26 protein-coding genes are annotated in these 26,999 nt (G+C 45.0%); 10 read left to right on the top strand and 16 right to left on the bottom strand.

All coding sequences use genetic code 11. The features are described from left to right. Positions 1 to 9 precede the first annotated feature (9 nt). The 6 genes from QUB24_RS26745 to QUB24_RS26720 form a co-directional block, all read right to left on the bottom strand. A complete protein-coding gene (locus QUB24_RS26745) occupies positions 10 to 438 on the bottom strand; it encodes a hypothetical protein (RefSeq protein WP_333156638.1) in 429 nt (142 codons plus the stop codon). Next, positions 435 to 1,097, bottom strand: a complete 663-nt coding sequence (locus tag QUB24_RS26740; RefSeq protein WP_333156637.1) for a glutathione S-transferase family protein — start codon at positions 1,095 to 1,097, stop codon at positions 435 to 437. The genes QUB24_RS26745 and QUB24_RS26740 overlap by 4 nt, the downstream gene beginning before the upstream one ends. 201 nt (positions 1,098 to 1,298) lie before the next feature. Beyond that, on the bottom strand, positions 1,299 to 2,981 hold the full coding sequence (locus QUB24_RS26735) for a phospholipase D-like domain-containing protein (protein ID WP_333156636.1): 1,683 nt from the start codon (positions 2,979 to 2,981) through the stop codon (positions 1,299 to 1,301). Positions 2,982 to 3,167: 186 nt separating this feature from the next. Next, positions 3,168 to 4,811, bottom strand: coding sequence for a chaperonin GroEL (gene groL, locus QUB24_RS26730; protein ID WP_015174510.1), 1,644 nt, complete (start codon positions 4,809 to 4,811; stop codon positions 3,168 to 3,170). 138 nt (positions 4,812 to 4,949) lie between these two features. Next, on the bottom strand, positions 4,950 to 5,261 hold the full coding sequence (gene groES / locus QUB24_RS26725) for a co-chaperone GroES (protein ID WP_006633072.1): 312 nt from the start codon (positions 5,259 to 5,261) through the stop codon (positions 4,950 to 4,952). A gap of 86 nt (positions 5,262 to 5,347) precedes the next feature. Next, the gene (locus tag QUB24_RS26720) at positions 5,348 to 5,599 is read right to left on the bottom strand and encodes a hypothetical protein (protein ID WP_333156635.1); all 252 of its coding nucleotides are present in this window, start codon (positions 5,597 to 5,599) and stop codon (positions 5,348 to 5,350) included. Positions 5,600 to 5,690: 91 nt separating this feature from the next. On the opposite strand from QUB24_RS26720, the gene QUB24_RS26715 reads away from it, so the two are divergent. The 8 genes from QUB24_RS26715 to QUB24_RS26680 all read left to right on the top strand — a co-directional run bounded on the left by QUB24_RS26715 (position 5,691) and on the right by QUB24_RS26680 (position 12,683). Then, the gene (locus QUB24_RS26715) at positions 5,691 to 6,116 is read left to right on the top strand and encodes a ferredoxin (RefSeq protein ID WP_333156650.1); all 426 of its coding nucleotides are present in this window, start codon (positions 5,691 to 5,693) and stop codon (positions 6,114 to 6,116) included. A 651-nt stretch (positions 6,117 to 6,767) separates the two neighbouring features. After that, a complete protein-coding gene (locus tag QUB24_RS26710; RefSeq protein ID WP_333156634.1) occupies positions 6,768 to 7,418 on the top strand; it encodes a response regulator transcription factor in 651 nt (216 codons plus the stop codon). A 338-nt stretch (positions 7,419 to 7,756) separates the two neighbouring features. Next, the gene (locus QUB24_RS26705) at positions 7,757 to 8,278 is read left to right on the top strand and encodes a LabA-like NYN domain-containing protein (protein ID WP_006633075.1); all 522 of its coding nucleotides are present in this window, start codon (positions 7,757 to 7,759) and stop codon (positions 8,276 to 8,278) included. A 301-nt stretch (positions 8,279 to 8,579) separates the two neighbouring features. Further along, positions 8,580 to 10,202 (top strand): 2-isopropylmalate synthase, encoded by a 1,623-nt coding sequence (locus QUB24_RS26700; RefSeq protein WP_333156633.1) that lies wholly within the window; start codon positions 8,580 to 8,582, stop codon positions 10,200 to 10,202. An 88-nt stretch (positions 10,203 to 10,290) separates the two neighbouring features. Next, positions 10,291 to 10,986, top strand: a complete 696-nt coding sequence (locus QUB24_RS26695; protein WP_333156632.1) for a hypothetical protein — start codon at positions 10,291 to 10,293, stop codon at positions 10,984 to 10,986. A gap of 83 nt (positions 10,987 to 11,069) precedes the next feature. After that, positions 11,070 to 11,870: a class I SAM-dependent methyltransferase gene (locus QUB24_RS26690; RefSeq protein ID WP_333156631.1), complete on the top strand. Its 801-nt coding sequence runs from the start codon at positions 11,070 to 11,072 to the stop codon at positions 11,868 to 11,870. 46 nt (positions 11,871 to 11,916) lie between these two features. Then, positions 11,917 to 12,222, top strand: a complete 306-nt coding sequence (locus QUB24_RS26685; RefSeq protein ID WP_333156630.1) for an antitoxin family protein — start codon at positions 11,917 to 11,919, stop codon at positions 12,220 to 12,222. Continuing rightward, positions 12,216 to 12,683 (top strand): type II toxin-antitoxin system VapC family toxin, encoded by a 468-nt coding sequence (locus tag QUB24_RS26680; protein WP_333156629.1) that lies wholly within the window; start codon positions 12,216 to 12,218, stop codon positions 12,681 to 12,683. The genes QUB24_RS26685 and QUB24_RS26680 overlap by 7 nt, the downstream gene beginning before the upstream one ends. Positions 12,684 to 12,769: 86 nt before the next feature. Here the strand turns inward: QUB24_RS26680 and hisC are convergent, their stop codons facing one another. The 4 genes from hisC to QUB24_RS26660 all read right to left on the bottom strand — a co-directional run bounded on the left by hisC (position 12,770) and on the right by QUB24_RS26660 (position 17,223). Next, positions 12,770 to 13,816 (bottom strand): histidinol-phosphate transaminase, encoded by a 1,047-nt coding sequence (hisC, locus tag QUB24_RS26675; protein WP_333156628.1) that lies wholly within the window; start codon positions 13,814 to 13,816, stop codon positions 12,770 to 12,772. A gap of 127 nt (positions 13,817 to 13,943) precedes the next feature. After that, on the bottom strand, positions 13,944 to 14,657 hold the full coding sequence (locus QUB24_RS26670) for a glycerophosphodiester phosphodiesterase family protein (RefSeq protein ID WP_333156627.1): 714 nt from the start codon (positions 14,655 to 14,657) through the stop codon (positions 13,944 to 13,946). Beyond that, positions 14,654 to 15,508 (bottom strand): alpha/beta hydrolase, encoded by an 855-nt coding sequence (locus QUB24_RS26665; protein WP_333156626.1) that lies wholly within the window; start codon positions 15,506 to 15,508, stop codon positions 14,654 to 14,656. Before QUB24_RS26665 ends, QUB24_RS26670 begins: the two co-directional genes overlap by 4 nt. A gap of 413 nt (positions 15,509 to 15,921) precedes the next feature. Beyond that, positions 15,922 to 17,223, bottom strand: a complete 1,302-nt coding sequence (locus tag QUB24_RS26660; RefSeq protein WP_333156625.1) for an esterase-like activity of phytase family protein — start codon at positions 17,221 to 17,223, stop codon at positions 15,922 to 15,924. Between the two features lie 21 nt (positions 17,224 to 17,244). On the opposite strand from QUB24_RS26660, the gene QUB24_RS26655 reads away from it, so the two are divergent. Next, positions 17,245 to 18,579 (top strand): tetratricopeptide repeat protein, encoded by a 1,335-nt coding sequence (locus QUB24_RS26655; RefSeq protein WP_333156624.1) that lies wholly within the window; start codon positions 17,245 to 17,247, stop codon positions 18,577 to 18,579. Between the two features lie 70 nt (positions 18,580 to 18,649). Here the strand turns inward: QUB24_RS26655 and QUB24_RS26650 are convergent, their stop codons facing one another. Next, complete coding sequence (locus QUB24_RS26650; RefSeq protein WP_333156623.1) at positions 18,650 to 19,171, bottom strand: GNAT family N-acetyltransferase; 522 nt, start codon at positions 19,169 to 19,171, stop codon at positions 18,650 to 18,652. 451 nt (positions 19,172 to 19,622) lie between these two features. On the opposite strand from QUB24_RS26650, the gene QUB24_RS26645 reads away from it, so the two are divergent. Next, positions 19,623 to 21,674 (top strand): ABC transporter ATP-binding protein, encoded by a 2,052-nt coding sequence (locus QUB24_RS26645; RefSeq protein WP_333156622.1) that lies wholly within the window; start codon positions 19,623 to 19,625, stop codon positions 21,672 to 21,674. A gap of 155 nt (positions 21,675 to 21,829) precedes the next feature. Here QUB24_RS26645 and QUB24_RS26640 read toward each other — a convergent pair whose 3' ends face one another. From QUB24_RS26640 to QUB24_RS26620, 5 genes are all read right to left on the bottom strand, one after another. Continuing rightward, entirely contained in the window at positions 21,830 to 22,048 is a 219-nt protein-coding gene (locus tag QUB24_RS26640; protein ID WP_006633087.1) for a hypothetical protein, read from the bottom strand. Positions 22,049 to 22,192: 144 nt separating this feature from the next. Further along, positions 22,193 to 23,410, bottom strand: coding sequence for a DNA double-strand break repair nuclease NurA (locus tag QUB24_RS26635; protein ID WP_333156621.1), 1,218 nt, complete (start codon positions 23,408 to 23,410; stop codon positions 22,193 to 22,195). A 414-nt stretch (positions 23,411 to 23,824) separates the two neighbouring features. Beyond that, on the bottom strand, positions 23,825 to 24,619 hold the full coding sequence (locus tag QUB24_RS26630; protein WP_333156649.1) for an HAD family hydrolase: 795 nt from the start codon (positions 24,617 to 24,619) through the stop codon (positions 23,825 to 23,827). A 231-nt stretch (positions 24,620 to 24,850) separates the two neighbouring features. Next, positions 24,851 to 25,585, bottom strand: coding sequence for a DUF928 domain-containing protein (locus QUB24_RS26625; RefSeq protein ID WP_333156620.1), 735 nt, complete (start codon positions 25,583 to 25,585; stop codon positions 24,851 to 24,853). A 145-nt stretch (positions 25,586 to 25,730) separates the two neighbouring features. Then, positions 25,731 to 26,471 (bottom strand): DUF928 domain-containing protein, encoded by a 741-nt coding sequence (locus QUB24_RS26620; protein ID WP_333156619.1) that lies wholly within the window; start codon positions 26,469 to 26,471, stop codon positions 25,731 to 25,733. Positions 26,472 to 26,999 lie beyond the last annotated feature (528 nt).

The raw sequence follows: 26,999 nt of genomic DNA, 5'->3' as shown, positions 1-26,999 counted from the left end.
TCGACCTTTCTAACTACAGAGGCCGCTTGCCCAATCTTGGTGTCCGCGATTTGGTTTACACTTCGATTGTCGGCCAAGCCAGACAATTTCCCACTTATTTTGCCTGATGCTGAACTCAATGCGGTCTCGCATTGCACCAAGAGAATCGTCAGCTAAACCGATGACTGTATGTACAATTACTGCTGTTTCTCGCGTGGGATATTCAACCGAAATTTGCTCGCTTTTTCGGCCTTCAGATTCTTCACCGAAAATAAAGAGTTTTGCGGCGATATCTTTGGGTTTGGAGACGGTAATTTTGCGACTGGCAAGGAACTGTTTAGCGTTAATTGCTTCGTAGTTTGATCGGGCGGCGGGCTGCCCCATTGCTGCGATGGGAATTTGGATGCAGGTAAAAACAGCTAGGAAAAAGAGCGATCGCTTCACAATTGAGTTGTTCATGAGGCTGCAGATTGTGCGAGAAACTTTTGTCTCCGAGATGCGAAAGCCGCCAAATCTGCCTCGGTGAATTGAGTTTGCTGCCATGAGGGGCGCGACATTAGTCGATCGCACCAAGCTTGAATTTTAGGATAGCCGTCTAGGGACACATCAACCCAAGATAGCAAGGGCACGACGGTGCCGGCAACGCATTCGGCAAACGTGACACTGTTGCTAGCGAAAAAAGGGCGATCGTCCAACAAACCTTCAAAGAAAGTCAGCACAGTATTGACTTTTTCCTTAGCCTTTTCTATTACTTGAGGTTCAGGAGTTCCCCAGCCCATTTTTTCACTGCTGAGGGGGTAAAGTGCCGGCGCAAGTTCGTTAACCGTGACCAATTCTACCATCCTCACAACTGCCAAATCTTTCGGTTCTTTTGGCAACATTGCCGGTTCTGGATACTTCGTTTCTAGATAGTCAAGAATTGCCAGAGACTCGACGACGGTGAAGTCATCATCCACCAAAACAGGGATGCGGTGAAAAGGATTCATTGCGATAAAGTCTGGCTGCAAGTGATCGCCGTCCAAGTGGATTTCTACTAATTCAAAGTCGAGGTTTTTTTCTAATAGGGCGATCCACACGCGGCGGGAGTTGGCGGAAATGGGAGTGTGATAAAGTTTCATAAATGGTGGGGGTAATTATTGAAAGGTAATATAGCAATCCTAAATCAGTTTCAATAACTGGTTAACTGGTTCCCAGGTTCTGCCTGGGAACCGATGTCCAGAGGCTCTGCCTCGGCTGCGACAATGGAGGCAGAGCCTCCGGATATGCGTTCCCAGGCAGAGCCTGGTAACGAGTATAATCTAAAATCTAAAATCTAACATCTAACATCTCCACTTCTCACCTTCCTTAGAGCCGTCAACCCAGTCTAAGCCCCACTTAAAATCTTTATCCATCTCTGATTGGCCTCTAAAATATTTCTCATTCTTGCTAACTTTAAAAGTCTTGTCATCAACATTCTCAAACAAGGCAATGGCACATACCTCTATACCATCAATAGAATTATCCAATTTCACTTCGATATCTTCCTGATCAATTACCTCTGGCAATTTGATTTTGACAACACCATTAGCCTCAGACCATTTAGCTATGCCCTGATAGATCCAAGCGTAAACTAGAATCCGCTTAAATTCAGCAACCTTGTCGCCATTTATCTGCAAAATCTCACCTTTATCACCCTTACGGTCATCTTCACCCAGATGAATATACGGAGTTGTAGAGAAATTACCAAACAATTTGCCCAGGGCTTGTATACCGTCCTTTTGTCCATCTTTTAGCTCATACAAGCAACCCAGATCAAGATCAATAGCAGTTTTGCTGCCATCTGGTCGAGTTCCTTGACTCCAATTCAGTTGAACTATAATTTCACCCAGTCCGCCACTTGGCGTAATTATCGGGGGTTTTACAGCCTCTTCCTTTGGTTTATTATAAACAGGAAAATCTGGCTTTTTATCACTACTTGCTGTAGATGTTGCCCCCAAATCATTGCCTACTTCTGACTGTATAGTTCTCTTTCTAGTTCTCCGATTTAAATTTAATTTAAGAGGAGGCGGAGTTGACTTATTAGTGGGAGAATCATCGCTTTTTTCAGACTTAGTTCGCAACACAATAGACTCTTCGTTTCTCAGAGTAGTGACCGGTGGTGTTTGTGGAGGAGGAAGCTTAACCACAGTTTTCTGCTTGTTCTCAGCCACCCTTTTCTCAGCCTTCTCAATAATTTTTTTCAAAACCTCAATTTCTATTGGTTGCTCTTCAAGGTCATATTCAAGGTCATAGGTGTCACCTTCACGACTTAAGTAATCAAGAGCCGCACTCTTATCGAAAGTAGATTCATCAAAACGATTGATTAATTTTTGGATGGTGTTGGTGTCTTCGATCAAAATTCCCACTTCAAACTCTGGGCTACTTTCCTTAGAGGTGAGAAAGTTATGACTTCCCAGCATGGCAAAGTTGTTATCACACACCAAAAACTTTTCATGGGTACCCAATTCCTTCAAATAGAGGAACTCAGGATGTTCATTTTGGAGTTGACGCAATTTGGGCAATGCTCCATACCAAAATGTATCTATTTGATCTCTAGCCAGATCCTCCAATTTACCCCAACCAATATCAATCCGAACACGTCGCTTTATGAGTTCTTCGCACTTCTCAATCACTACAGCAGTAGCCCAAGAGGTCAGCCAAGGACATACCAGAATCAATCGCTCTTGAACATTTTCCAGCGCATCACTAAGCACTTTTCGACTCTGACCACGGTTAAACACTAGCCGATCTTCATATTGCTTATCACTGGGTTCATCGACCTGACTTGTGATGATATCAGGTCGATTTTCTAACAGAGACTTTAAATCCTCTAGTTTTTGCTCTATTCTCTGGTTTTGCTCAAGCAGGCTGCCATGACTCTCACTCAATTTGTCTAATTGTTGCTGCAACTCTCTCAAGCGTTGATTTTGCAAAATTAGTTTGGGCTTCTGTTTTTGAGAATTGTCTTTATTTTCATTAGACATAGACACATTACCTCAAATTTTTTTATACAGCGGTTCCCTAAAGTAGGAGTACCTAAGCTCCTTCTGAGTATATCAGTCAGCCAAAAAAAATATAGCTGTCACCTGGTGACAGCTATTTTGTTTATCAAAAAGGCGGACATTATTGCCCGCCCCATCAAACTAGCGATTAGTCATCAAACGATCGACTTAGTAATCGAAGTCGCCGCCGCCCATGCCGCCGCCAGCGCCAGCAGCAGCAGCGCCATCCTTCGGTTCAGGCTTGTCAACGACGATGCACTCGGTTGTCAGCACCATACCAGCAATAGATGCGGCATTTTGCAGAGCAGAACGAGTCACCTTCGCAGGGTCAACGATTCCAGCTTCAAACATATCGACAAACTCATTTGTCGCTGCGTTGAAACCAACGTTGAACGGCTTTTCTTTGACGCGCTCAGCAATCACAGCGCCGTTCAAACCAGCATTTTCAGCAATCCGCTTCAGAGGAGCAGCCAGAGCCCGTGCCACAATCAAAGCACCGGTCAATTCTTCGCCCTTCAGGCTGCTGTTAGCCCACTCTTCCAATTGAGGAGTCAGGTGAGCCAAAGTTGTACCGCCACCAGGAACAATTCCTTCTTCTACTGCAGCTTTGGTTGCGTTGATCGCATCTTCAAGACGCAGTTTGCGATCCTTCATTTCTGTTTCGGTAGCCGCGCCGACTTTGATCACTGCGACGCCGCCAGCCAATTTGGCCAAACGTTCTTGCAGCTTCTCTTTGTCGTAGGAAGACTCGGTTTCGTCCATTTGACGGCGAATTTGTTCGCAGCGGGACTTAACGGCGGCTTCGTTACCTTCGGCAACAATTGTGGTGCTGTCTTTGGTGATGGTGATGCGGCGAGCTTTGCCGATCATGTCGAGCTTGGTGTTTTCCAGTTTCAAACCGGCGTCTTCGGTGATTAGTTGACCGCCGGTCAATACGGCGATATCTTCTAACATGGCTTTGCGTCGATCGCCAAAACCGGGTGCTTTAACAGCAGTCACGTTCAACACACCGCGCAGTTTGTTGACAACGAGGGTAGCTAAAGCTTCTTTCTCAATGTCTTCTGCAATGATCAACAGCGGGCGGCCGGAACGAGCTACTTGTTCGAGCACAGGTACTAAATCTTGTACCAGAGCAATTTTCTTGTCTGTCAGCAAGATGAAGGGTTCTTCGAGAATCGCTTCCATCCGTTCGGTGTCGGTGACGAAGTAGGGAGAAATGTAGCCTTTGTCGAAGCGCATCCCTTCGGTGATTTCGAGTTCGGTGGTCATGGATTTGCCTTCTTCAAGGGAAATCACGCCTTCCTTGCCCACTTTATCCATTGCGTTAGCAATCATTTGACCGACTTCATCGTCGTTACCAGCCGAGATGGAGCCGACTTGAGCGATGGCTTTGGAATCTTCTACTTGTTTGGCGTGTTCGGCAATTTTTTCTACCAAAAACGTGGTTGCTTTGTCAACACCGCGTTTGAGGGCGATCGCATTTGCACCGGCTGCTACGTTGCGCAGGCCTTCTTTGACCATTGCGTGAGCCAAAACCGTAGCAGTTGTGGTACCGTCGCCTGCTGCGTCGTTGGTTTTGGAAGCTGCTTGACGGATCAGGGCAACGCCTGTATTTTCTACGTGGTCTTCGAGTTCGATTTCTTTGGCGATGGTAACACCGTCATTGACGATCTGAGGAGCTCCGAATTTCTTTTCGAGAACCACGTTACGGCCTTTGGGGCCGAGGGTTACGGCCACTGCTTCGGCCAAAATGTCCATACCGCGTTCGAGGGCGCGACGTGCATTTTCGTTGTAGATGATACGCTTAGCCATAGTTTTTGGGGATGAGAGGGTTTGAGATTTTGGATTGGGGATGATGGATTTTAGTCATTTGTCCCGTGTCATTAGTTGTTTGGCGGCGTTCGCTTTAAACTAATGACTGATGACTAAGGACTGATGACTAATAATTAATTAGTTAACGATCGCCAGAATGTCTTTTTCTGCAAGCAAGACGTATTCGTCTGTGCCGAGTTTGATGTCGGTGCCGGCGTACTTCGAGTACAGAACTTTGTCGCCGACTTTGACTTCCATTTCTGTGCGGCTGCCGTCGTCATTGCGCTTGCCGGGGCCCACGGCCGCGACTTCGCCTACTTGGGGCTTTTCCTTAGCTGTGTCGGGCAGAAGGATGCCGCCGGCGGTTTTTTCTTCGCTAGCGCTTACTTTCACGAACACGCGCTCGCCTAACGGTTTAACGGTAGAAACACTCAGTGATACTGCTGCCATAAATAAATCTCCAGATTACAGATTGTCGTGAGTCAGTCGTCAGGGGTCACGATGAAAGCAACAGCGGACTACTTACAACTGACATATTAGCACTCTCGACTCCTGAGTGCTAATTTAGCTTTAGTCAGGGGCGATCGCAACTTAGTTGTCAGTACGGGTTCCCGAACCGAGAATGAGTAGGAGGGAGAGGGGGGAGTGGGCAGGGCTGTTTCATTCTCTTGTAGGGGCCGCCCCCCGTGGCTGCCCCCATGTCCCAAACGCCTGTGCAGTCGTCTGTGGCGGGGTAGGCACGGGGGGGTAGGCATTCTTGGCACTACCCCTACAGAGTCAAAATTCATGTTTTTGGTGAGAATGAAACAGCCCTGGGGGAGTGGGGGCTGTGATGATGACTTTTGATCGCTAACCAATTACTGTTGACGAATGAATAAAATGCTTGAAAATAACGATGAATCTTGCAGCCAAGGCTTGAGCGCTTGCGTCCAAAGCCTGGGAATCCCTCAAATCGAGCGGCATATTTTTATCTGTGCCGACCAAACCGTGCCCAAGTGCTGCGATCGGCAAACCAGTCTGGAGGCGTGGAATTACTTAAAAAAACGCTTGCAAGAATTGGGGCTCGACAAGCCAAGTGCCACTCGACCAACCTGCGTCTTTCGCACGAAAGCCAATTGCCTGCGAGTGTGCGCGTCTGGCCCGATTATGGTAGTCTATCCAGACGGAGTGTGGTATCGCGACGTTACTCCCCCCGTCATTGAGAGAATTATTCAGGAACATCTCCTCAACTCAAAGGTCGTTCAAGAATACGCTTTCTTAACTCATCCTTTGCCTGTGCCTCCTGATGCACAGCAAAACATTTAAGTATAGCGCTGTTTAAAGTACAGGGTTATAGGTAAAGTGTTAAATTTAAGGTTAAGGGTGAGAATTTGAGACAGTTTGGCGTCCGGGCGATCGCACGTGCTACAGCTCAATAAAACTGTAGTTAGGTTCTTGTCTTCCTTGTGCGGCTTCCCGTGTTCCTTGTGTTTCTCAAAAGGTACAGTAAAAAAAATCGATCGGAGGAACTGTGAAATTTTGTGCAAAAATTTCTCAGTGGCCGACACTAAGCAGGTTGCCAAACTACACTAGAAACAGTTAAATACGTAAGTAGGGAGTCTGCTTAAATTTCTCTATATCAGAAGTATAATTTAAAACCGGGGCATTAACCTGAAATTGAACTGATCGAGATTAAAGATATTTAACTTGCGCTCTGTTAGGGAATCTCCAATCAATCAAGACCGATCTTGACAGGGCGATCGTCCATTACAGGTTTGGGCTGCATTCCAGGTCGTAAGACACTCACAAACAGCCGTCAATTATAGGTTGGAAAGCGGTAATACCCGCCCCGCTTTCCCTCACCGCCATCCCTTCAGTCGATCGTCGTCCTCCACCCCCAGCCGGGTGGCGGGGGACTGACGGAAAAAACAGAAGTGAAAACAAGGAAGCGTGCGGGATACTTTAGCGGGAATAAACATGACAAAGGACAATAATTCAGGAGAGCAAAAACGGCTGATGCTGGTTGACGACGACCCCAACTTGATCTTGCTCGTCAAGGACTACTTGGAGTTTCGGGGTTACAACGTCATTACAGCAGAAAACGGCAGAGACGCTCTGGAAAAACTAGAACAAGAAGTTCCCGACTTGATTATCTGCGATGTGATGATGCCGGAAATGGACGGCTACACTTTAGTCAAACACATCAGAGAAGACCCTCGCACTAACTGGATTCCGGTTCTTTTCTTGTCCGCAAAAGGTCAAAGTTCAGACCGAGTAAAAGGCTTGAGCACTGGGGCGGACGTTTATATAGTCAAGCCTTTTGAACCAGAAGAACTGGTAGCCCAAGTAGAATCTTCTCTGAAAGCAGCCTCCCGCTTGATTGGCCACTCAAATCCCGGTATGGAGAGTGGCCCAAAAATTAAGGCGCGCCGCAATGTCGAATTGACTCCCACTGAGTTAAAGGTGGTACAGTTGCTAGCGCAGGGTATGGCAAACCGCCAGATCGCAGACGTGATGAATGTCAGCCAGCGGACTATCGAAAGCCACGTCAGCAATATGCTGGGCAAAACAGGTCTGCACAACCGGACAGAGTTAGCTCGCTGGGCTCTTGAAAGCAAAAAGGCTTGAGCCGAGGTAGTCTGCGCTATGAAATCAGGGGAGCAAAATCTACTGCTATGCGCTGGGCGTATGCCTGCTTGGCGGTAGGGCGGTGGGCGCGGTAGTTTGAAGACGCCATTAACCTTGACACGGCAGCCTGTATTGAGTTAGTAGGCGTATAGTTTGTGAGGGCCCCTCGCTCAAATGCAAGCAGGTTTAAAAGAACCCTCTGGCGGTAGAGCCGAAAATATGAAATACTGGGGAGATGGAGTTTTCTGAAGTCTAATCTATTGCCTCAGTTAGCTCCATGTTGCTAAAATGTGATATTTAGATTAACTTCTTTCTACAATTATTAGGTCTAAGTTTCTATGACAAACTTAATGAACCGCCTTTCTATTTTTGTGGACGGGAACAATATGTTCTACGCTCAACAAAAGAACGGTTGGTTTTTTGATCCTCGCAGGGTGCTCGAATATTTCAAAACTTCGCAGCCGAATGTCATCTTGATCAATGCTTTCTGGTATACGGGTCTGAAAGACCCCCAAGATCAAAGGGGATTTCGAGATGCTTTGATAAGTCTAGGTTACACGGTTCGCACTAAAATTCTTAAGGAATATTACGACGATGCTTCGGGCAGATATTCTCAAAAGGCTAATTTAGACATTGAGATTGTGGTTGATATGTTTAATACCGTGGATCAATACGACCAAGTTGTGCTGTTTAGCGGGGATGGGGATTTTGAGCGGGCGATCGAGCTGCTCCGCTCGAAAAATACTCATATTACTGTGGTATCCACCGAAGGAATGATTGCTAGAGAGTTACGAAATGCTACAGATAGGTATATAGACCTAAATGAAATTAGGGAACATATCGAGAAGATGGATTATTAGTCATTAGTCATTAGTCATTAGTTAGTAGTTATTAGTCAGCAGTTATGGGTTATGGGTTATGGGTTATTAATTATTCGTTATTGGCGCGAAACACGGGACTGGTGCTCCCGCCCAAAAACGCATACTTGCTTTCCGATAGGAGCCGCCAGTAGCCCAAAATTTTAGACTAAGGTTCAAGTTCCCAGATTCATCTGTGGATTAAATCTAAAATCTAAAATCTAAAATCTAAAATCGACTGACTGGAGGCTAAAAATCTAGAAAAACGGACAAGTAAAAATCAGGAAAACACTTTTTTAGAGCTATGAAAACTCAACCAAGTCAAGACCGGATTATTATTTTCGATACGACTTTGCGGGACGGAGAACAATCTCCGGGTGCATCTCTGAATGTGGATGAAAAGCTGACGATCGCTCGCCAGTTAGCGAGATTGGGCGTGGATGTGATTGAAGCGGGTTTCCCTTTCACCAGCACGGGAGATTTCGAGGCAGTCCAAAAAATAGCCCGATCGGTTGGCACAGAAAATGGGCCGACAATTTGCGGTTTAGCGAGGGCGAGAAAGGAGGATATTAAAACAGCAGCCGAGGCTCTGAAACCCGCCGTAAATTCGCGAATTCATACGTTTCTGGCTACGTCCGATATTCACTTGGAGCATAAGTTGAAAAAGACGCGGGCTGAGATTCTGGAAATTGTGCCGGAAATGGTGGCTTACGCTAAGTCTTTTGTGGATGATGTGGAGTTTTCGCCGGAAGATGCTTGCCGATCGGAACCGGAGTTTTTGTATCAGGTTCTGGAACGGGCGATCGCAGCGGGTGCGACTACTGTTAATATTCCCGATACTGTCGGCTACACGACTCCGAGCGAGTTTGGGGCTTTGATTCGCGGAATTAAGGAAAATGTGCCGAATATCGATCGCGCAATTATTTCGGTGCACGGTCACAATGACTTAGGATTGGCTGTTGCTAACTTTTTGGAAGCCGTAAAAAATGGCGCCAGACAGTTAGAATGCACGATTAACGGGATTGGCGAACGGGCGGGAAATGCGGCTCTGGAAGAGTTGGTAATGGCGCTTTACGTGCGGCGCCAATATTATAATCCGTTCTTGGGCAGGCCTGCGGATTCTGAGGAGCCGCTGACAAATATTGACTCGCGCCAAATTTACAAAACTTCCCGCTTGGTTTCCAATTTGACGGGGATGTTGGTGCAGCCAAATAAGGCGATTGTCGGGGCAAATGCTTTCGCTCACGAGTCGGGAATTCACCAAGACGGAGTGCTCAAAAATAAGCGGACATACGAGATTATGGACGCTGAGTCGATCGGCTTAACTGAAAATCAAATCGTGTTGGGTAAATTGTCGGGGCGCCACGCTTTCCACACTCGCTTGAAAGAGTTGGGTTTTGAAATGGCCGACGATGAGCTAAATAAGGCTTTTGTCAAGTTTAAAGATTTGGCAGACAAGAAAAAAGAGATTACTGATTGGGATTTAGAGGCGATCGCCAATAACGAAGTCCACCAAGCACCGGAACTTTTCCGCTTAGAATTGGTGCAGGTTTCTTGCGGCGACAAATCTCGGCCGACAGCAACTGTCACTGTGCGGAATCCGGCGGGTGAAGAATTGACCGATGCTGCGATCGGTACTGGGCCAGTGGATGCGGTTTACAGGGCAATTAACCGGGTGGTAAACGTACCCAACGAGTTGATAGAGTTTTCTGTACAGTCGGTGACAGCGGGAATAGATGCGATCGGCGAAGTAACTATTCGCTTGCGGCACGAAGGCAAAGTATTTTCCGGCCACTCAGCAAATACCGACATCATAGTAGCCTCCGCAGAAGCTTACATCAGCGCTTTAAATCGCCTTTACGGCGCATTGCAGCAGGAATCAACTGCTGGTAAGACATCGAAAGTTGCAACAGTAGCTCAGTCTTAAATTGTCAATTCTTTACCAGTTTTCAGTTAATTTGTAGGGCGGGCATTGCTCGCCCTACTGCTTTAAAAGTACCGGGAGATGAGAGGAAATGGATAAATTTTGGGTGCATTTATTGTTATCGATCGCAGCAATTTTGAATTGGGCTTTAGTTGGAGCGCCAGATGCAGCTAAGGCTCAAAGCGAACCTCAACCTGCGGGACAGACTGTGACGATAACTGACCCCAATCCAGTAGTCAAACCTACTGACTGGCCTTACATAACCTTAAAACTCCTAGCATCACAATTCAACTGCACCCCCACACCGAATCTTTCATCAACTTATTTTCTATCTGATATAGAGATGACACGCTACGAATTCGCACAGGTTTTATCGGAGTGTTTATATAAAGTAAGTCAAGTTCTACCCACATATGTAGAAAAACAAATTCTCAAAAAGGAAGATTTAGCACCTATACAAAAACTGCAAGAAGAATTTAGCGCGGAACTTGGCGGATCGACACCTCTTAAGGGAATTTGGCCGCCGATATCCATTCAACCGAACGAGCCTATTTACAAACACCTACAGTTAATAGTACACGAATACGGCTGCGTTCCAGAAACGAGAAATAGCAGTTACGATCTTGGCAACACAGAATTGAAGGAAGCAGAATTCGTAGAAATTTTCAACGGTTGTTTGGGGCGAGTTAATCAATTGGCAGCATCTGGTAAAAAACAGTGGACGCGAGCCGAATTAGAACCTGTGGCTAAACTGGAGATTGAATTTTATTACAGGCGTATTCGATAATACAAAAATTTGCAGCCAGAAGACACGAATAAGTTGCCAACTAATCCCCGTCAATCAAACACACGCAACAAATAGTCAATAATATGCAAGACGAAACTTTAAAAAAAGAGCGACAATTCCACGATGCTTGGGCATCTACGATCGATATTGACGGCATTCGAGTCAATGATTATTTTGAAGCTTGTACAGCACCAGAAAATAGATTTATTCTCAAACAAATCGGCGATATTACTGGCAAACGCCTCTTAGATTTAGGCTGCGGCGCGGGAGAAAACAGCGTTTACTTTGCTAAAAAAGGCGCGCATTGTGTGGCGGCGGACTATTCTCAGGGCATGGTAGAAGTTGCTCTGAAATTGGCAGAGAAAAACGGCGTCATAATAGAGGGCTGCACTGTAAATGCAATGGCTATGGATTTCCCGGACAACAGTTTTGATATTGTTTACGCTTCTAATTTGCTGCACCATTTGCCGGAACCATCCCAGGCAATTCGCGAAATGCACCGCGTGCTGAAACCGGGCGGCAAAGCTTGTTTTTGGGACCCGATGAAGCACAATCCGGTGATTAATGTTTACCGCAGGATGGCTACTGAGGTGCGGACGGAGGATGAAACTCCTTTGGATATTAATATTGTAAATTTTGTCAAGTCTTTGTTTTCCGAGACGGCTTATGATACGTTTTGGCTGACATCGCTGTGGATTTTTTTGCGCTTTTATTTAATCGAAAAAGTGCATCCGAATGAGGATCGTTATTGGAAAAAGATTATCATTGAACAAGAAAGATTGAAGCCGGAATATTCTCGGTTAGAAGGGTTGGATGGGTTTTTGAAGAGGTTGCCTTTGATGAAGCGGTTGGCTTGGAATTTGGCTGTGGTGGCAACGAAGTAATTAAAAGAAGTACAATAAGTCAAAGCATTTAATTAAGAGGCTAATTATGCCAGAAACTATTACTGCTATCTACGAAAATGGGATTTTTCGTCCTCTGAGTCCTTTGTCATTGAATGATGGGGAAACTGTGCAAATCACAATTGTAGCGGAAGTGTCGCCGGAAGAACTCAAGGGCGATCGCGAAAAGGCGATTAAGTTGATGGATGTACGAAAATTGATGGGTTTGCCAACAAAACAGTTTAAGCTAGATGCAGCCGCAGAACAAAAGCGGCGCGAACTGTTTGAAAAACTCAAGGGAAGAGTGGGGAAACCTCTTTCTGAAATCGTTATTGAGGATCGTGGCCCGTGGTAAATGCCTATTTCTTAGACACCAGCGCTTTGGTTAAACGGTATGTGCCTGAATTGGGAAGTAATTGGATTCAATCAATTACTCTTCCTGCAGCAGGTAACTTTCTCGCGATTTCTCAGATTACTTGGGTGGAGGTATGCAGCGCTTTTTCACGCCGTCAACGAGAGGGTAGTCTATCTGTCGATGAGGTTGACCAACTTATGGAAGATTTTCGCACGGATTTTGACAACCAGTATGAAGTTCTTGAAGTCGATCGCACTTTGATAGAAACAGCGGGCGCACTGGTGATGCAAAACCCGCTGCGGGCTTATGATGCTTTGCAATTAGCGTCAGCTTTGCGCCTTCAATCTACTCTCGTTTCCGTGCCAGATACTCAACTGGTTTTTGTTTCGGCGGACAATCGATTGCTGAATATTGCTCAGTCTGCAGGGTTGGCGATTGACAATCCTAATAATTATCCGTAATCAAGCTGTGTGTAGTCAGGAATGCAAGTCCTACAAATCAGAGGACTAAAGTCATTACTAGAAACTACTTTTAGTGCGATCGTTATTTAGAGAATTTCTTTCAAAGTTTTAACTAAGATTTGATTCTGTTCCTCCGTACCTACACTAATCCGCAATTTGTCTTCTAATCGTGGCTGATTGAAGTATCGAATCAATATTCCCCGTACTTTGAGTGTTTGATAAATTCTTTCTGCATCGCCGTTTGGTGGCCTAACTAACAAAAAGTTGGTTTGCGAGGGCCAAACTTCAAAGCCTAATTCCTGGAAACTAACGGCTAGTTTTGCTCGCGAAGCCTTAATCTTTTCGGCGTTGGCTGTTTTGTGGTCTTGATCGGCGATCGCCGCCGCCCCCACTGCATAGGCTAAAGCATCCACATTATAGCTGTCTTTGATTTTATTTAATTCTGCCAGCAGCGCCGGATTTGCTATGCCAAAACCCAGCCTCAATCCTGCTAGGGAATAACCTTTGGAAAGCGTCCTCAATACTATAACATTACTGTACTTTTTTGTCAAGTTCAAAGCATTATTTTCTGCGAAATCTACATAAGCTTCGTCGATGACAAGAATGCCCGATAACTCTTTAGCTAGTTTCTCCAAATCTGCCACAGATATGGCTGTTCCCGATGGACTGTTTGGCGAAGCTACAAATGTCACTGCACCCTGGGCTGCGATTAACAAATCGACTGGTAACTTGTAGTCGTCGGGATAAGGAACTTCGACAAATTCTGCATCTTGAATTTCTGCCAAAGTGCGGTACAATACATAGGTTGGGGCGGGACAAACAATCTGTTTCCCGGCTTCGCCCACAGCGCGAACTATCAAGTTTAATAAATCGTCGCTGCCGTTACCTACAATAATCCAATCGTCAGCAACTCCAAAAACTTTACTAGCAGCAATGCGGAAAAGTTTGCCAGTTGGATCTGGATAGCGCCGCAGCATTTCTCCGTCTATTTCCTGAAGCACTTTTAAGGCTTTGGGAGAAGGCGGATAGGGATTTTCATTAGAATTTAGTTTAATAATTTTTGTGCCTAGCGGTGGCTGTTCTCCCGGCACATAGCCAGACATTTCCTGGATGCTTTTGCGAAAGTAATTCATTTATTAATTGAGTTTTGTGGAACGGGCATCTTGCCCGTTCTTGATAATGGTGCAAGATATATTGAGTTTTGTGGAACGGGCATCTTGCCCGTTCTTAATAATGGTGCAAGATATCAAGTTAAACAAATTATATCAAACAATTAGTGACTATCCGCGTTATACCCAAATCAATTAACTTTTGCATATCCGCTCGATCGTCCACCGTCCAGGCCACAATGTCAACTCCCTGACTCCGGCTTTCTTGAATTAGTGCCGGGTTTTCCAGCAACACGCGATACAGACTGCTAATCAAATTATCCTGATGCGCCACAGCTTGAGCAAATTGAGTTTTGTATGCTTCTAGATTAGCAACAATGTGTCCGATCGCCAAATCGCCAGATAGCCGCCGCACTTGTTCCAGAAATCCATCGTTAAAGGAAGTAATAACGCATTTATGTTGGATCTCTGCGCCCTTCAAAGTATTGACAAAATCCGCGACATCTGCATCAGACCACTCGCAGTGAGGTTTGACATCAAAGTAAAGAAATTTGTCAACATTTTGGAGGATAGCTAATGATTCTTTTAAGGTAGGAATTTTTTCTTGTGAAAATTCATCGCTAAACCATTTTCCCGCATTAAGTGTTTGCAATTGAGACAAAGTTTTTTCCCTAACTTTGCCAGAAACTCCAGTGATTCTATCTAATGTTGCGTCGTGAAAAATCACTGGTACGTTGTCGGCGGATAGCTGGAGGTCAAATTCGATCGAATGAGATCCACGGGCGATCGCCAGTTCAAAAGCTGCTAAAGTATTCTCCGGGGCGATCGCCGAAAATCCCCGATGTGCGATAATTTCTACATTCACTGTCTTGTGCCCTCTAAAAAATCTGCCACAGTTTGATTAAAAGTTTCCGGTTGAGTCAAAAAAGACCAGTGATTCCCCGGTACTTTTGCAACAGTAAGATTTTTCAAGTATCTCTTGTATGGCTGCATTTGCCAAGCCATGCGATTTACGCCTTTTTCCGGCTGTACAAACAAAGTTGGTATCTCAATATTTTCAGTTAAACCGGCAACTTTCATCACTTCTGAAAATATCTGATTTCTGGCGGCAATCGCAAATTTACTGCCCCAATTTCCGTCGGATTTTGGTTCGATTTGCTGTTGGAATACCATTTGCTGCACATCACTCCAATCTGCGAATTCTCCCGATTGTTTAGCTGCTGCTTCTGCTTGGGATAAAGTCGCAAACGGGCCCACACATTTGAGACAGTCTAATTTTCGGTAAACAATTGGCAGGGTAAGTTTCATCGCCGCGGGCATTTTGGTGATGAAGATGGGGTCTACTAAAATCATACTGCAAAAGCGATCGGGATTTTGCCTCGCCCAAATCGGTGCTAGTTTGCCCGTCCAAGAATGTCCTAAAATGTGGGCGTCTGGCCAGTTGAGATGTGCCATCAAAGCTTCTAAATCTGCGATCGCACTTTCAAAAGTATAGCCTGTTTTCGGTTTGCTACTTTCTCCGTGACCGCGCATATCGGGCGCTACAATATGATAGCGGTTGGACAAGTAATCGCCCAAGCTACTCCAGACACACGCACTATCTGCTAAACCGTGCAGCAGCAGCAAACGCGGAACTTTTTCTGTCCCAGTTTCTGGCTGCCATTCTAGGTATGAAAGTTCGAGTTCTGGTAATTGTAAAGTCTTACGAGTTGGCATGATTAGGGTATTTTATAGTTGGATAAATTTGATTTAACTTGTTTATGAACAGGCAAGATGCCTGTTCCACAAAGAGTGAATTTTATTGTACGGTTTTCCTCAACATGCTTGCGGGCCTTTTTCACAAACAATAAATCTTTTTGTGGGGTGGGGTGGGCTTCTAGCCCGCAAGATGCCTGTTCCACAAAGAGTGAATTTTATTGTACTGTTTTGATAAACAGGCAAGATGCCTGTTTCACAAAGAATCTTCTTGTGGGGTGGGGTGGGCTTCTAGCCTGTTTATGAACAGGCAAGATGCCTGTTCCACAAAGAGTGAATTTTCTTCTACAGTTTTCATAAACAGGCAATATTATTTTTTTACTAAAATAAATCTTCTTGTGGGGTGGGGTGGGCTTCTAGCCCGCCCTTCTGACTTAACCTTTGCCCTTCAAACTCAACAAGATAAACTGAGTTTTCTGCGCTTCATCAAAATTGTCATCGCTGACCAAAACTATACTCTGGCTGCCATCTGGCAAGCGCGGGCCGAGGGTCATTCCCTCTAAATTGTAAAGGGGAATTCCGAGTTCGCTTAAGTCTAACAGCAACTTTTTCTTAACAGGTTCGACCGCCACTCGTCCTTTAAAACTCTGGATTCTCGAAGTATCTGTAGCCGCCCCAACTGCTATTTGATAAATCCTAGCGCTGTATCCCGACAGGCCAAAAGAACGTTCTAAACTCAGAATTTGACCGCCACCGACAGTTACTAATTCTGTTAAACCGTTCAAAATAGTCATGGGAACTTGGTCGAGATTGTAAAGATTTTCTGAGACTAATTGCGGCGTTTTATCGACGATGATATAATGTAAAAGACGCAGTTTGCTTGCCTGTTCGGGGTCTAAATCTTGCATTAACGGCGCTTCCGTAGCTGCGAACAAACGAAACGGATCGAGACCGCCTGGACTAAAGGTTTCTGGGTCGATGGTTAAAGATTCAAAACCTAAATTGTCCACCACTCCTTGCTGCTGTTTTTCATCGCTGGCATCGGGAATATAGCGCTTTGGTATCGGCAAATTTCCCCGCATTTGCCCTGTTTGGAGGTCAAATTCTCCGAGAAAAGGAGGGATGCCCACATGAGTAACGCCTTCGCTGGCGACAAATACTGAATTGCGGGGAGAAAGGGCGATGCCTTCGGGATTGATGGAACCCCAAGAGAAGGTTTCACCGTCTGCTTTTTTGAGGGAGGTAACGCCTTCAACGGTAACTTTTTTCAGGCGAATATTTGCTGGATCGCTTGATGTGAGGTCTAGTCGGAGACTGTAAAATCTCGCTTCTCCGTTTTCGCTGGGGTCGTCGGAGAGAGCGTAAAAGCGATAAGCTTTGGAAGTGACTGCGCTAATACCTTTGGGGTCGTAGGTAATTCCTGACAAACCGCCGACGGGTACTCCTTCAAAATTCATTTTTGGCAATTGGTACTCGCCCAAAAATTCTAGGGACAATTCTGGAAAAGAGCGGTCTTTTGCAACTGCGGGAGGGGGGGCGCAAGCTGTGCAAACAGTTAAGAGAATTAGGGCTAGACTGAATAAGCGTAAAATACGTTGGCGAAGCCCGCCCCTACGGGGGCTACGCCAACGAAGAGGATCGCCCAGCGTCTTTAAATCCCAATAATTGCTCAGTGCGGTGACATTTATTTTGTTGCTCTTGTTGAACAGTTTGCTTTTGTGCCATCTTTGTGACATAATTTATACCGTTTTGTAGATATGCAAAACTTGATGTTTCCAGAAAAGATGCCGAATCGTGGCAACCAAATTTTGAGAATCAGAAGTTCTGTACCAATTGGGTGCTTGCTTTTTTTGTGGCTGTGTGCTGGTTCTATTGCTAGCGCCCAAACTAATCCACCAGCCCTCGATCAATTTTCTCCTAATCCTCTAGAACTTACCACACCCGATCCCCTAGCTCCTGCCAGTGAATCTTTGAGCAGCACTCAGCGGGACGAACTGACAGCGGCTTTGGAAGAGTTAAACTTAGAAGCAGCGACTAAACTGCAAGCTGGAGACGGCGCGGGTGCTTTTGAAATTTGGTTCCGAGAATTGCGGCTGCGGAGGTATCTGGGCCCGGCGGCGGAAATTGCTGCTTTGAGTCGGGTGGGAAGTGTTGCTTGGAGTAATGGTAAAAACCTCGAACTACAGCTTATTACCAAACGGTTGCAAGCAATTCAAAAAGAAGTCAAATCCCAAGTACCACTTAATACTGAGTTGCTACCCGCCTTCGCTGCGGCTTTTCAGCAGGTGCGCGCTAAAGGGCCGACTGTAGAAGTTTACCAAGAAATTCTCGAAAAGGCGCGCCAAAACCTAGATATATTGGCTGAAGGTCAGATTTTGAAGGCGATCGGGCTAATTCACATCAATTGGTTGAGTTACGATAAAGCTGCTCCGGTGTATGAGGAATTGGCAACTTTAATTCAGGAAAACCGCGCTTTATTTGCTGCTAATTCTGCTGTGCAAAATTCTGCTGTTGTTGCGGGAAACGGTGCGCCGCCGCAACCTGTAACTCCTCCAACTGAGGTAGATACCCTGAGACAGTTGGCCTACGTTTACCAACAGTCGAAACAACCCCTAAAGGCGATCGCAGCTAGGGAAAAACTAGCCTCAGTGTATCTTAACTTGCAAAATCCCAGCGCTATACCACCGCTCAAAATTGCGATCGCCAGTGACTACCAAACCATAGGTCAAATCAATTTAGCCGCTCAATACTATCAGGAAGCCTACAATTTAGCCGTCCCCATTCAACAGTATGCCCAAGCTAGCGAAGCTTTGGATAAATTAGCATTACTTTATCGAGCGCAAAACCAGTGGGAGCCGACTTTGCGGATTTATCAAATGCAGTTGCTGTTAGAAGAGCGGGCTTACAATTTCTACGGATTGATGAACACTTATGACAATATCGGTCAAGTTTATCAAGAGATGAAGGCTTACGATAAAGCTTTAGAAGCCTATCAAAAAGGGTTGGACGTGGCTAAAAAATTGGGACACAGACAAGAGTATTTTGCTAAGAAAATTCAAAAAGTTAACAAGCAATTGCAAAGAACTTCGTAGTTGTCAGCAGGAAATAATGACAAATTGCAATGTGAGTAATTTAAATGCAGTAAGGTGCGCCTAGCGCACCCTACACAACTACTTTTGCCTGGTAACTTTCTCGCGAGATAGAATAATATACTACATCAGTTTCGTAATAATGAGCATTTTTTTCATATTTCATGCCAACTTTCTGTATCACCCGCTGCGAGGCGATATTTTCGGGTCGGGCGATCGCAACTATTCTCTCCAAGTTTAATATTTTAAATCCATAATTTAGACTAGCAAAAGATGCTTCTGTAACCAATCCTTGATTCCAATAAACTTTGTCTAGCGCATAGCCCAGCTCTACTTCCGGTGTCTTGTCCAGAAAAACCAGTCCGCAGCGACCAATCATTTTACGGTCTATTTTATGTACTAAAGCCCACATTCCGAAATGGTTTTCTTCCCAACTTTTGAGCATGGTATGAAGGGCGATTTCTGTTTCTTCTCTAGTTTTAACTCCTCTCAAGTATTTCATTATTTCTGCATCACTGTAAATACGGTACAGATCATCTAAGTCGTCTGGCGTAAATTGTCTCAGATACAATCTGGCTGTCTCTATTTCTTGCATAATTTATCAGCAAAAAGTCTAATACACTTTCCTGGGGACGACGGTTAAATGTAAAATCAATCTCTTCAATGCAGTGAACTGCATTTTGAAAACCCAGCATTTGACACAGTAACTAAAACCCGTGGTCAACTCTATGTCTAAAGGCATAAAGTGGCAAGTAGCGGGTATCCGCTGTGGTAATAAATAGGGGTGACTGAGCGCTGTCTGGTTCGATAATTTGCTGGCTCTGTAGAATATTTCCTAATTTGACTGGCTCTATTTGCTACAATTATGAGTTGGATATATTGTACAGCTTTTTTGCTAAAAGCTGAGCGAACTGATATCGCCAGCCCGCCCTACAAGCCGCGCAGCGAAAAAAAGCTCGATATCCTCAGAAAAAGAAAAAGCCGCCGAATTTAGCAGCATAATAGCTTCTGCAATCTAAAATCTAAAATCTAAAATCTAAAATCGGATGACAACTTCCTCACCAGTAGCAGATACCAAAAACAAATCCGGCCAGGAAACAGACTGGCGGTTATTCATGAGGTTGGCATCTTACGCAACCCGCAGCAAACGCTTGTTGATTATTGCGATCGCACTATTAGTACCGCTAGCAGTCTCAGGAGCAATTCAACCCATTCTCATCGGACAGGCAATTTCGGTAATTCGCTCGGAACCTACCTACGAATTCTTGCGGGGATTGTCTCTATCTGCTGCCTTGAATATTTTGGCTATTTTGCTCATGCTAACTATAACACTTAGATTAGCACTGCAATCAGTTCAAGGCTATTTAGTCACGAAAGTAGGGCAAATAATTACTACAGATATTAGAAATGATTTGTTCGCCCACGTCACATCGCTAGCAGTGAGATTTTTCGATCGCACTCCTGTCGGTAAACTGATGACTCGCCTCACCAGCGATGTAGAAGCTTTGGGAGAGGTTTTCTCTTCAGGGGCGATCGGCATTGTCAGCGATTTATTTTCAATTTTAGTAATTGCCATTTTCATGTTTACCATGCAGTGGCAACTAGCTTTAATGTTGGTGCTGATGATGATACCAATTACCGCAGTCATAGTTTATTTTCAGTATCAATATCGCATAGCAAATTACAATACCAGAGAAGAACTTTCCGAACTCAACGCCCAACTGCAAGAAAACTTGACTGGTATTGGCGTAGTGCAGCTATTCCGCCGCGAAAGATTCAACTCACAATTGTTTCGCGTCACGAATAAACGCTACATTAAAGCAGTTGACAAAACTATATTTTACGACTCCGCCGTATCTGCGACATTAGAATGGATTGCTTTAGTCGCGATTGCAGCCGTTTTGTGGATGGGTGGTCAAAGAGTTTTAGCCGGTAATCTTAACTTCGGTACTCTCTCGGCATTCATTTTATTTGCTCAGCGTCTCTTCGATCCGCTGCGGCAATTTGCTGAGAAATTCACTGCAATTCAAGCAGGATTTACCGCTGTCGAACGCATTAGCGATATTCTCAACGAACCGATCGAAATTAAAGATCCAACTAGCGGGAAGAAGGAAGAAGGAAGAGAGAAGAGGGAAGAAGGAAGAGGGAAGAGGGAAGAAGGAAGAAGGGCAGGTTATTCACCGTTGTTGATAACTGGGCATCCAGAGGCAACGGCTTACAACTTGTCTCCGTTCTATCGAGAATTGGCAGATAATCATCAAAATCCAGCAAGTTCCGAATATCGTTTAGTGCCTAACAATCCCCAATCACCCCCCGCCAATCCCCCCAAGCTTCGGGGGGGAGAAAATGCCACATCGCAGAATTCTGAATCGGGAGAAATCCAATTTGACAACGTGTGGTTTGCTTACAAACAAGACGAATATGTCCTGCAAAACCTCAATTTCACCATCAAATCCGGCGAAAAAGTAGCATTAGTTGGCCCCACTGGTGCGGGCAAAAGTTCGATTATCCGTCTCCTGTGCCGCCTTTACGAACCTAGCCGAGGACGGATTCTGGTTAATCATGTGGATATTCGGGATTTGCCTCAAGCAGAGTTACGCAGGCACATAGGCGTGATTATCCAAGATGGCTTCCTATTTGCTGGTGACGTGAAGAGCAATATCAGCCTGGGAGAAAGTTACTCGATTGAGGAAATTCAAGCAGCAGCAGAAAAGACTAATGTTGCCCGTTTAATCGAACAGTTGCCTCAAGGTTATGATACGCAATTGCGGGAACGGGGAACCAATCTTTCGGGGGGACAAAAGCAATTATTAGCGTTTGCTCGCGCTGCTATTCGCAATCCCAGTATTTTAGTTCTAGACGAGGCCACTGCTAGTTTGGATGTGGGGACGGAAGCTTTAATTCAAGAAGCTCTAGAGCGTTTGATGGCGGACAGAACGGCGATAATTATTGCCCACAGGCTCTCGACTATCCGAAATGTCGATCGTATTTTAGTGCTCAAACGCGGGCAGTTAGTAGAATCGGGAAGCCACGAAGAATTGTTGCAGCTAGAAGGTTTGTATGCCAGTTTGTACAACTTGCAAATGCTGGGAAGTTAATATCTGAAGGAAGGCACGACACGGATTTTGACACGGATACACGGATGAATTATCGATAAGAGGGAAAATTCTCGGAATACCCAGATACCCGACTTCTTGAAGAAGTCGGGTATCTAAAAGAATCTAAAATCTAAAATCGCAACTCTAAAATTGATTCATTTGCCTGAAATCATTTTCCCCAGGGTTTCCGGCAAGTGAATTATATGTTGGAAAAGCTGATTTGGGCCGATGCCAAACAATAACTGCATCGTCAGCACAATTGCTGCTAAACCAATCGCTGTCCCGATGCTGGCTTTCAATACTTTAAAAGCCCAATTAAACACCAGCCAAGATACAAGTAACGAAGCAATTAAGATAATTAGTTCTATTGGCATATAACATTTTTAACTTGATTTTAACTCTACATAACTTACGCATCAATACCAAAGAAACCGGGTTTTTTCTCTCTGTTAAAGGCTTAAATGCAGTATTTCCGTAAAAACCCGGTTTCTGCGTCCAAGATTACTCTACTTATTACTTTAAGCAATACTGCCGCGCTTCCGTGTTTCCTTATAAGAAATTCCGACATTTTTTAAGCCTGCTTTAATCATTTGCTGCTCTAACAAAGCGAAAAAGCGAGTTCGATCGCCCCCCGTGACTACCGCTTGATTATGAGCTTCTGCTAGCGTCACCGGATAGCCGCCGCCTTTGTGTACTTGAGCCAGCATCATTCCTAATGCTAAATCTAGCTGTGCTGTATCTTGTGCTACCCATTCCGGCACTTCTATTCTAGCAATTTCTGTGCCAACGTGAACGTAACAGAAATAAACTGAATTGAGGCCGTACAAATCTAAAATTCGAGCTTGGGATTTCCATAAAGGGCTTCTTTGTCCCGGTGAGAGGATTGTTGCCCACAATATGGCATCGCGCAAAGGTTCAAATTCTTGACAAGGTGCTTTTTCGGCGAAAGAAATTGTGGCAGCAAATCCGACGTTTGGGCAATTTGTCATGCAGTCGGGTACTTCGTGTGTGCAAGCTTCAAACCGCAAAAAAGATAAGCTTTCGCTGCTGCGAGAAGCGCTTAAGTATCCTAACAGCGGAATTCCTGCTAAACGCAACTTGTCCCAAGATTCTAAAATTGGCAGCAAAATTTGATCGCGCGCTTCGCTGGGTAACTGTTCCAAAAACCAATAAATCAGGGAACCGTCTACCATTGCTAAAGCTGGCGCGGGCAATTTATTGTCGTTAACTTTTGCCCAATTGCAGCCCATTTCTGCTAAGGCAATTGCTTCGGAAACTGCTCGCCGGTATCCCATCCATTCTTCGGTTCTAATTCCCCACTGTCGCGAACCGTACAAGTCTTCGGGTTTGTAGAAAACTTCGGGTACGCTGTCTAAAACTGGGTGGCGACTTTGGCCGTAGTGTAGCATGACTGTGCCGACGTTTAGCAGGTAGCAGTAGGCTATTTCGTGATGGTTGGGGGAAATTTGCGATCCGTCTGTGGCAAAGACTGTGTGAGAGGCGGGGGGTGCGGTGATGTAGGTGCGATCGTCTAATGGCTCGATCGGCGTGGCAGCATTGAATAAAGTGCGATCGCGCCAATTCTCTTGCAATTCCACCAATTTTTCCTGTTCCGCAGCAGCCTTTACCAGCAAATTCTGAGCCACTTCCAAACGCTGGCGAGCGGCAGCCGCTTCCACATTCAAATGTTGGCTCATTCCCTGCATTGCCTTGGCTGCTTTAGTTAAATCGAGCATGGGTTTTAAGTCTCAATATTAGAAAGCTTTCAAGCTGATAAATTATCAAAACACTTTTCAATTTTTTGGTTCCGAATCTGGTTTTTTTGTGATAGACGCGGTTTAATTAACTAAAACACTTCGTGCGTGCGCGCCCCCAGAAATAGTAAAAAAACCAGGTTTTTGAGGTCAAGAGTACCTGCAATAGTCTAAAAAAAAACCTTTTTTTTTTGTCGATCGGCTTGCTTTTTTGAGAAATTTCTGTTATATTTATCTTATAATGGGATGGTGGCAAAAATATTATTTTTGCCACCATCCCATTATATTAAAATACCATGTCTACGCCGCAAAAGTCAACCAAAAAAATGTAAATTTTTGTGATTTTTTTTTAAATCTGAAAAGCGAAAAAAATCACCACTGTGAACAAATCTAACATCAACAGTCGATCGACAGCCAATCGGCAAAATCTCCGGCAAACTGGGACAGAGAAAGCAATTGAACTGGTGGATTTTGAGCCACAGATTCCCGTTCTGGCAAAGTATTGTAACCCCAATCAGCCAAAAATAACCTCACCTGAGATAAATCCGGCTGCTGCTTCACCGACAGCAAAGTTTTTAACCTGTCTTCCACAAACCAAATAGTCGAATCTTTGCCAGAAGCGGCCAAAAATTCCCGCAAAATTTGGTGTTTTGGCTTGTTGTATTCCTTACCAAAAATCAACTCCGAGGGCATTGGTACGCCTGCTAGTTGCAAAAGTTCCCGCACAAAACGGCCTTCCTTCGTAGTGACGATCGCCACTTTCACCGAACTCTCCTGCAACGAGTGCAAGCGATCGGCAACCCCTGGATAAAAGCGGTGCAAAGACAGCCACCCAGATAAATCCTCAGCAATCCAATTATCCCGCAATCCGTCTAACATAGCACCGACAGACTGCGCTTTTAAATTATTTTCGGTCAACAAATACGGTACTATATTGGGCCACTCTAGCAAAATTTGCTCTGGGGAAATTCCTGTCAGTAGTGCGCGGATTAGCAGCGGCATTTCCCAACCGGTTTCGATGGCGGGCCGCACTCGGTAAAAACTCAAAGCTAAATCGGGATCGGGCACTGTTTCGACTGGTTTCCAGATTTGACAATAGGCACGCCAAGCAGTTTGGAAATATTCGATTAGTCCGTCACAAATCACACCGTCAAAATCAAGAGCTAGAATTGTCGGAAAGTTATTAGCCATCAATCGATTTTAGATTTTAGATTTTGGATTTTGGATTGAATAATTGAAGAATTTGAGAATTGAACGAAGCGATATCACTGATGAATCCGGGGACTGGTTATCGGATACTATTTTTGGGTTGTACCAGGATAAAGAGGGGGGGCTTGTACCCTGGCTGCTTTCGGTCACTGGATTGAATAATTGAAGAATTGACTATGCAAACACTCAGCAATGATTGGTCAAGAGTCGTTATTAAAAAGACTGAACTAGCGGTTGAGCGGCAATCGATTCTAGTCCTTGGGACTGCAACAATTGCGTCCACTCGGTCGTCAGCCGCGAATCATTGGGTGCGAGGCGCCGCATTTCGGCTAGAGTAGCAAGAGTCTCGTACCAAATCCCATTTCTAGCATAAGCCATCACCTTAGCCATAGGGTCGGGATTTGCCAAATCGTTCTTGAGATTTGCCTGGGGTTCAATTCGCTGCATCCATCCTTTAACAATATAATCTCCAGAACGCTCCAGAGGATCGCAGGCTAGTGCAAACGACCACACATATCGCTTACCAACCTCAATATTTTTTGTCTTGTCTTTCTCAGAAAGGCTAACTCCAACAATTCCGGCTTTGTCATTTTTTAAAGTAGTTTCGTAAACTACTTCGGATTCATCTTCGTTTAGCAAAATAAACTCTACTTGAGCCGCTGGTTGAGAAACATATACAAAAAATGTTGGCGACTCTGTTAGCGTTAAGCCAATATTGCTTTCAGGTATTAAGGGAGTAATGAATAAACCATCCCGTAACTTACAGCCTCGATGCGTCCCCCCTTGCCGGTTGTCGGGGGCTGTTACATCGGGAGGTGTGAAATTAACATTCTGACTCAGCAGGATTGGTGCGGGCACAGCCTGCATCGGTGTAAGCAAACTGGGGAGAGTAACGGCGATCGTCAATACAGTCATCACCAGTGCAGTAAAATTTATAAAACGTTTCATTTTTCCACCAACTTGTAGAAATATTTATAGAGTACATCTCTAATGTTAACCCGGAGTTTTAGCTCCGGGCGCGATCAAGTAAATTTGTCAATCAATTTTCACATCGCAATAGGAAGACCGACAAAACTTCAAGAAATAGCGAGATTTAAAGAGGCGCAACCAGTGGTTGAGCTGCAACTGATTCCAGTCCTTGGGACTGCAATAATTGCGTCCACTTGGCTGTCAGCTTCACATCCCCCGGTGTCTGGCGCCGCATTTGGGCTAAAGTAGCGATAGTTTCGTACCAAATCCCATTTTGAGCATAAACGTTGAGCCTAGTCATGGGGTCGGGATTTGCCAAATCGCTCTTGAGATTTGCCTGCGGTTCAATTCGCTGCACGAACCCTTTAACAACTAAATCTGCCGATCGGTCTTCGGGGTCGCAAACTAGCGAAAATGACCACACGTATCGCTTACCAACTTCAAGGGATTTGTTGTTGTCCACGGTAGCAGGAATAGTAACTCCAACAATCCCAGATTTGTCTAGTTTAAATGTTTTTTCGTAGACCACTTCCTCTTCCTTGTCGTTGAGCACAGTAAACTCTATTTTTGCAGAGGTTTGAGGAACATAGACAAAAATTGTGGGAGAATCCGTTAGGGTTAAACCGATATTAGTTGGAGGTACTAAAGGAGTAATAGATAAACCCGCTGGACAAAGCTTGTTGCCGCGATGTGTTCCTCCTTGTCGGTTGGCGGGGGCTGTTACATCGGGAGGCTTGAAATTAACATTTTGACTCAGCAGAAGCGGCTGGGATTGTGCGCGCATCGGTGCCAGTGAACTGGGCACGGTAGCTGCGATCGCAGATACGGCGACGGCAAGTGTAGCCCGATGTAGAAAACATTTCATTTTGTTGTACCTTTCACTATAATTGCAAACACAGGCATTCGCTGATGGCGACAAATATTTTTGAGATGCTAGTCGAGGGCGCAGATACACAATTTATACCTTGACATATCATCAATAACATTAATTAATTCGAGCGGCAAGTGGATTCTCTGTCGGAATAATCATGTTGCCAAGGTCGCAAGTATCATTGGATACAGTTTGTCGCTACGTAAGGTAAATTTTTGTAACAAAGAGGTCGGAGTTTCCGAGTGTTCTAAGATGGAGGAAGTCTCCAGCAGGCGGGAAATGTGAAACAACTGCTGTTCCAGAAACGAGTCAAACTTTTATGCTGGGATAGTCAATCACCCGGCGCTGCTCGGAGTACCGAGACAGCGCGGGCACAGAAATTGCCTAGTTGACCAGTCTAAGTGGTTCGCCCACTAGGTTTAAGGTAAGTGTTGAAGTACCTACCGGAGGATGCGTGCTAGTCTTCCGCTCTAGAACTTAAAAGTTAAACAGGTGTAAGGGTTAAGCCAGTGCTTTTAAGAT

Source organism: Microcoleus sp. B9-D4, from assembly GCF_036705105.1.
In the GTDB taxonomy this organism is placed as follows: domain Bacteria; phylum Cyanobacteriota; class Cyanobacteriia; order Cyanobacteriales; family Microcoleaceae; genus Microcoleus.
Note: the sequence above shows the minus strand (reverse complement) of the source record. Positions and strands in the feature narration are given on the sequence as shown.

Excerpts from the sequence above, each read along its gene's own strand:
- QUB24_RS26745 (WP_333156638.1), bottom strand. The coding sequence starts at position 438 with ATGAACAACTCAATTGTGAAGCGATCGCTCTTTTTCCTAGCTGTTTTT.
- QUB24_RS26740 (WP_333156637.1), bottom strand. The coding sequence starts at position 1,097 with ATGAAACTTTATCACACTCCCATTTCCGCCAACTCCCGCCGCGTGTGG.
- QUB24_RS26735 (WP_333156636.1), bottom strand. The coding sequence starts at position 2,981 with ATGTCTAATGAAAATAAAGACAATTCTCAAAAACAGAAGCCCAAACTA.
- groL (WP_015174510.1), bottom strand. The coding sequence starts at position 4,811 with ATGGCTAAGCGTATCATCTACAACGAAAATGCACGTCGCGCCCTCGAA.
- groES (WP_006633072.1), bottom strand. The coding sequence starts at position 5,261 with ATGGCAGCAGTATCACTGAGTGTTTCTACCGTTAAACCGTTAGGCGAG.
- QUB24_RS26720 (WP_333156635.1), bottom strand. The coding sequence starts at position 5,599 with ATGAATTTTGACTCTGTAGGGGTAGTGCCAAGAATGCCTACCCCCCCG.
- QUB24_RS26715 (WP_333156650.1), top strand. The coding sequence starts at position 5,691 with ATGCTTGAAAATAACGATGAATCTTGCAGCCAAGGCTTGAGCGCTTGC.
- QUB24_RS26710 (WP_333156634.1), top strand. The coding sequence starts at position 6,768 with ATGACAAAGGACAATAATTCAGGAGAGCAAAAACGGCTGATGCTGGTT.
- QUB24_RS26705 (WP_006633075.1), top strand. The coding sequence starts at position 7,757 with ATGACAAACTTAATGAACCGCCTTTCTATTTTTGTGGACGGGAACAAT.
- QUB24_RS26700 (WP_333156633.1), top strand. The coding sequence starts at position 8,580 with ATGAAAACTCAACCAAGTCAAGACCGGATTATTATTTTCGATACGACT.
- QUB24_RS26695 (WP_333156632.1), top strand. The coding sequence starts at position 10,291 with ATGGATAAATTTTGGGTGCATTTATTGTTATCGATCGCAGCAATTTTG.
- QUB24_RS26690 (WP_333156631.1), top strand. The coding sequence starts at position 11,070 with ATGCAAGACGAAACTTTAAAAAAAGAGCGACAATTCCACGATGCTTGG.
- QUB24_RS26685 (WP_333156630.1), top strand. The coding sequence starts at position 11,917 with ATGCCAGAAACTATTACTGCTATCTACGAAAATGGGATTTTTCGTCCT.
- hisC (WP_333156628.1), bottom strand. The coding sequence starts at position 13,816 with ATGAATTACTTTCGCAAAAGCATCCAGGAAATGTCTGGCTATGTGCCG.
- QUB24_RS26665 (WP_333156626.1), bottom strand. The coding sequence starts at position 15,508 with ATGCCAACTCGTAAGACTTTACAATTACCAGAACTCGAACTTTCATAC.
- QUB24_RS26660 (WP_333156625.1), bottom strand. The coding sequence starts at position 17,223 with ATGTCACAAAGATGGCACAAAAGCAAACTGTTCAACAAGAGCAACAAA.
- QUB24_RS26655 (WP_333156624.1), top strand. The coding sequence starts at position 17,245 with ATGCAAAACTTGATGTTTCCAGAAAAGATGCCGAATCGTGGCAACCAA.
- QUB24_RS26650 (WP_333156623.1), bottom strand. The coding sequence starts at position 19,171 with ATGCAAGAAATAGAGACAGCCAGATTGTATCTGAGACAATTTACGCCA.
- QUB24_RS26645 (WP_333156622.1), top strand. The coding sequence starts at position 19,623 with ATGACAACTTCCTCACCAGTAGCAGATACCAAAAACAAATCCGGCCAG.
- QUB24_RS26640 (WP_006633087.1), bottom strand. The coding sequence starts at position 22,048 with ATGCCAATAGAACTAATTATCTTAATTGCTTCGTTACTTGTATCTTGG.
- QUB24_RS26635 (WP_333156621.1), bottom strand. The coding sequence starts at position 23,410 with ATGCTCGATTTAACTAAAGCAGCCAAGGCAATGCAGGGAATGAGCCAA.
- QUB24_RS26630 (WP_333156649.1), bottom strand. The coding sequence starts at position 24,619 with ATGGCTAATAACTTTCCGACAATTCTAGCTCTTGATTTTGACGGTGTG.
- QUB24_RS26625 (WP_333156620.1), bottom strand. The coding sequence starts at position 25,585 with ATGAAACGTTTTATAAATTTTACTGCACTGGTGATGACTGTATTGACG.
- QUB24_RS26620 (WP_333156619.1), bottom strand. The coding sequence starts at position 26,471 with ATGAAATGTTTTCTACATCGGGCTACACTTGCCGTCGCCGTATCTGCG.